Raw genomic sequence first — 4,730 nt, 5'->3', positions numbered from 1 at the left:
TGGTAAGGAATGTCGAGCTCCTTGGCGCAATATGCTTCGGTGCCCTTTACCTCCTCCCACGCTGCCGCAACGCTCTGCGCAGACCTTTGGGTCCAATCGTCATCCGACCGAATCCCGTTGAGAAGGCTGGTCAGAATAGCACTCGTCAAACAGGCAAAGCGGAACTCAAATCGATCGGACGCGCCTGTGAAGTGGAAGCCTATCATCTTCTTGTATTGGCCGTCATGGGGATCACCATCAGAACCAAAGAAGGGATTGTTCTGCTCATCGGCGTCAAAATCTTCAATGGAAATCTCCACGCCACTGAGCAGATCCTTCCCGACGAGCTCAGGGATTTGAGATGTGTGCAGGCGAAATTCTAAACGGCACAAAACCTGGGGAATCGGCAAAGGAAATGTCTGGATGAATTTCGCAGGTCATATCGACCTGTTGAGTTCTGAAACGATCAACGCAATAAGATCATCGGAGATTTGGTCCAGCGCTGCATAGACGTTATATTCCATGCTCATTGGCAATAATCCTTTAAAAAATAAACAAAATTCCAGTTGGCTGAAAATGCGGCAATGCTCAAACCCCTGTATATGTTCATGGTTGCTTTCAAGCCTTTTTCTGGTTTCCGCCAAGTTTTCTTTCTGAGAAGTTTTCGCACGATTTTGTGACCAGAACCCCGCAAGATAGCAAATTTAGGGGATAGCCAATGTTCCGCCGGGGTAATATATCAATCTTGTTCCAGTCACGCGCATACCGAACGGTTGGGTCCTTGCGGCGCGAACCGTGTCATTGAAAGAGCTATTCCAAAGATGTCGGATGAGACTTGTCAGGTTGCTGCGGCTCAAAGGGCTGCGCTTCAAAGACCAGCGCCGAATTTCCGCATTATCGCGATGATTATCGCCAGCGCCATGTTCATGGAGCAGCTGGACGCGACGGTGCTCGCGACTGCTTTGCCCACCATGGCCCGTGATTTTGGCGTCAGTGCCCCGGCCATGAGCATTGCGCTCACTTCCTATTTGCTCAGTCTGGCGATTTTCATCCCGGCGAGCGGCAAGGTGGCGGACCGGTTCGGATCGCGCACGGTCTTTCGCACGGCAATCGGCGTTTTTATTCTTGGCTCTATCCTTTGTGCTTGGGCCCCGAACCTGACGTTTCTGGTATTTGCACGGCTCGTGCAGGGCCTGGGTGGCGCGATGATGATGCCGGTCGGGCGCCTCGTGCTCATGCGAAGCGTCGAGCGCAAGAATCTCGTCTCCGCCATGTCCTGGCTGCTGGTCCCCGCGCTTATAGGGCCCATCCTCGGCCCCCCGGTCGGCGGCATGATCGTGACCTATCTGGACTGGCGTTGGATATTCTACATCAACGTTCCGATCGGCTGCCTCGGCTTTGTGCTCGTCAGTCTTTATATCGAAGAATTCAAAGGTGAGCGGGACGGCCCGTTCGACATGCTCGGCCTTGTCCTTTCTGGCATATCCCTCGGGTCGCTGCTGTTCGGATTCGAAATGTCAAGCCGCGGCGGCGAGGCTGTCCTTGCTGCGTCGCTGATTTCAATCGGTCTTGTCTTTGGCATCGCGTATCTGCGTCACGCGCGGCGGCATCCGTCACCGATCCTCGATTTTTCGCTGATGCGAATCCCAACGTTCAGCGCGTCGGTGGTCGCTGGATCGCTGACACGGATCACACAGGGCGCGCAGCCGTTTCTCTTGCCGTTGATGTTGCAGCTCGGATTCAATCTGTCGGCAGCTTCCGCGGGCGGTATCGTCGTTGCGACTGCGCTCGGATCCATGACCATGAAGGCGGTCGCACCGAAAATCCTGAAGCAATTTGGCTTTCGCAACAGCCTGATCATCAACGGGCTGATTTCAACCTTTGGCTACGCACTTTGTGCAGCTTTCCGGCCGGATTGGCCGATGCCATTGATCTTCGTCATTCTCTACTTCTGCGGGTTCTTCATGTCGTTCCAGTTCACCGCCTACAATACGGTGGCCTATGACGAGATCGGCCGCGAACGCATGAGTTCGGCCACGAGTTTCTATACGACGTTCCAGCAGTTGATGTTGTCGCTCGGCATCTGCATTGGTGCACTGGCTCTGCATGGTTCGATGCTGGCAAGCGGTTATGAAAGGCCCGAACTCGGTGATTTCTCGGTGGCGTTTCTGGTGGTCACCGCCATTTCGGTTACAGCAACGATCTGGAACATGCGCTTTTCAAGCTCGGCGGGCGCCGATATCAGTGGCCATCGGGCACAAAGGCGACTGTAGAGCGCCGCCGAATACTTCGGCATTTGCCTTGTTGCTCAAGTCTCTGCACAAGAACGGACCGCGAAATCATGACTTAGGGTTAGTTTAAATCCTAATACCCTAAGAAATCTGGATCATGATGCATCCATATGCTAATATTTCCCCAATCAAATAATAAATTGCGACACTGATCACTTCCCTGAGTACGGAGGATCTGCGCATGGGGATGGTTTCTCGTTTATTGCTGATTGGCTGGTTTGCCGTGTCGCTGCTTGTGGCAGGGCTGATCGGCCCTTCAGCTGCGCAGGTGCCACCCCATACGCCCGGGACTATCTGTTTCACGCCAAATTTCTGGTGCTGGGCACCGGAGCCTGGTCCGCCGGGCAGGGATTGCGCTTGTCCCACGCAGAGCGGATGGGTGGGTGGCAAACTTGGATAAGCTGGTCGAAACGATGCATGGCGGTACAATCATGGATGCCGCCCTAAACGAGTTGATCGAAGATGCGATTACTGTCGCGTCTTACGGCCAGCGTTCGGGCCGTTTCAAGGACAACGCCCTTTTCCTGGCCATACAACGCGCAACGGCTGTCGAAAGGCTCGACTGGAGCAGTCCCGAAACTGTCGATCTTCAAACTGCGCTCAACAATGCGGTCCAGGCCATTCATCCGGTTACACTGGTGGATCTGAAAAGCGGCTGGAATCCGTTCAGCCAGCAACAGGACGGCGTGCGAAAGTCCGATCGAAAAAAGAAGCTGTTTGTAGCGGTTGCTGCGGTACTGATCCTGCTGTGCGGTTATTATACGGTGTGGTATCAGCGTGCTACGCTCTTGCTGGCGGATCTTTCCAACGCGAAAATCGAACAGCAGAACGCGATCATGAATGAGCTGTTCTTCCGGCTTGTGCAGCGCGATGGTCACGCCGCAGCGGTAGACCTTGGCGATACGAGCAGTTTTTCGCGCGAGGCCATCAGCGAGAAGATCGACGAACTTCGGCAGATCGACAAGATGATGGTCGAGAACAAGCAGAATTATAACGAGATATTCGTTGATATCGTCCCGGGTCAGCCGGTCTTCTACCATTTGCTCGGATATTTCACCCAGATACCCCAATCGACCCAGTATTTCGGTGGGTGTGGCAGTACTGGTCCACCGGGCCTCATGAACAAGCAAATTATCCCCACTGCCGAGAATGCCAGCGATCCGCTGTCGCAGCTCAGTAGTATCGTGGGCGAGAGGGATCAGAAGCTTGTGCAAATCCGCTGCATCATCGGTCTGACGGCGATGAGCGAGCCCGGACGTTTCGATTACGATTCGAAAAGTGCCGCCGATCTGAAACGAACGATCGATATCCTTGGTTTCTGGGTGCTGCCAGGCCTCTATGGTGCACTCGGCGCGTTGATGTTCTTCATGCGAGCTATTCTCAGCCCATTCTACCCGGACCCGAGCGTCAGCCGTGTTGCCCTGCGAATATCACTCGGTGTTTTCGCCGGCATCGCTATTGTCTGGTTCTGGTCGCCTTCCACCACGCAAACCATGGCCGTAACCAATCTGACGCTTGGCAGTTTCACCATCGCCTTTCTCGTCGGCTTCAGCATCGATGTATTCTTTGCGTTGCTCGACCGGGTCGTGACCCTCGCTACCACGACAATCAACAAACTTGGCGCTGCGAACTAGCTAGCGCAACTATGCTGTGGGCTACCTTTCAGGCGGCCCAAGTAGGAAATCTACCATCAACCTGTTGTCCTGAATGACATGAGTGATATGGCGAGCACCGCAGTATCAAGGGTCATAGAAGCGCCACCCGCAGCTGTGTACCAGGCTTATCTTGATCAAGACGCGATGGTGGCTTGGCTTCCTCCTGGCTCGATGACTGGTGTGGTTCATTCCTTCGACCCGCGCGAAGGTGGGGCTATCAGCATGTCGCTCGTATATCCGGAAGGGGATAATTCGTTCAGGGGCAAAACTTCAAAAAGTACCGACACTTTCCACGGCCGCTTTGTCAAGCTGGTCCCCAATGAGCTGATCGAGTGCGCAGTTGAATTCGAATCTGCGGACTCGTCTTTCGCTGGCGAGATGATTGTCAGCACGACACTGAAACCAGCGGACATGGGAACCAAGGTCACTTTTTTCTGTGAGAACATTCCTCAAGGCATCAAACCCGAAGACAACGAAGCTGGGTGCCGCTCCACGCTGGAGAAACTCGCCGCATTCCTTGGCGGATGAAGGCCACAAGCGACCATCGCGTGTGGGATGATCGATAATGTCCTGTTGACAGATATCCTACAAGTAGTTATCCAATCTGCAGTCGAGATTTCCTAGATCACGGATGTGGATCCATAAATGTCGTTTAGGTCACTCAAGCCCTTACACCGCGCGCCCCTGTTGCATGTCTCAGTGCAGGAAAGCCTCCGAGCCTACATCAATGAGAATAGTCTTGAAGCCGGTGCACCCATGCCGCCAGAAGGCGAACTCGCCAGCCAGCTTGGTGTCAGCAGGAACT

5 protein-coding genes are annotated in these 4,730 nt (G+C 54.1%); 4 read left to right on the top strand and 1 reads right to left on the bottom strand.

Annotated features, from left to right (window positions below; genetic code table 11):
• The coding region (locus AAAC48_RS22315) for a hypothetical protein (RefSeq protein WP_340656290.1) at positions 1-389 on the bottom strand (389 nt) is incomplete at its 3' end.
• 411 nt (positions 390-800) lie between these two features.
• Here AAAC48_RS22315 and AAAC48_RS22310 point away from each other — a divergent pair.
• The 4 genes from AAAC48_RS22310 to AAAC48_RS22295 all read left to right on the top strand — a co-directional run.
• The gene (locus AAAC48_RS22310; protein ID WP_340656289.1) at positions 801-2,252 is read left to right on the top strand and encodes an MFS transporter; all 1,452 of its coding nucleotides are present in this window, start codon (positions 801-803) and stop codon (positions 2,250-2,252) included.
• 401 nt (positions 2,253-2,653) lie between these two features.
• A complete protein-coding gene (locus tag AAAC48_RS22305; protein WP_340656288.1) occupies positions 2,654-3,904 on the top strand; it encodes a hypothetical protein in 1,251 nt (416 codons plus the stop codon).
• A gap of 78 nt (positions 3,905-3,982) precedes the next feature.
• Entirely contained in the window at positions 3,983-4,453 is a 471-nt protein-coding gene (locus tag AAAC48_RS22300; RefSeq protein WP_340656287.1) for an SRPBCC family protein, read from the top strand.
• Between the two features lie 117 nt (positions 4,454-4,570).
• Positions 4,571-4,730 (top strand): GntR family transcriptional regulator (locus AAAC48_RS22295; protein WP_340656291.1); only part of this gene is annotated, 160 nt, incomplete at its 3' end.

It is taken from the genome of Phyllobacterium sp., from assembly GCF_037994405.1.
Lineage (GTDB): Bacteria > Pseudomonadota > Alphaproteobacteria > Rhizobiales > Rhizobiaceae > Phyllobacterium.
Note: the sequence above shows the minus strand (reverse complement) of the source record. Positions and strands in the feature narration are given on the sequence as shown.

Excerpts from the sequence above, each read along its gene's own strand:
- AAAC48_RS22310 (WP_340656289.1), top strand. The coding sequence starts at position 801 with ATGTCGGATGAGACTTGTCAGGTTGCTGCGGCTCAAAGGGCTGCGCTT.
- AAAC48_RS22300 (WP_340656287.1), top strand. The coding sequence starts at position 3,983 with ATGAGTGATATGGCGAGCACCGCAGTATCAAGGGTCATAGAAGCGCCA.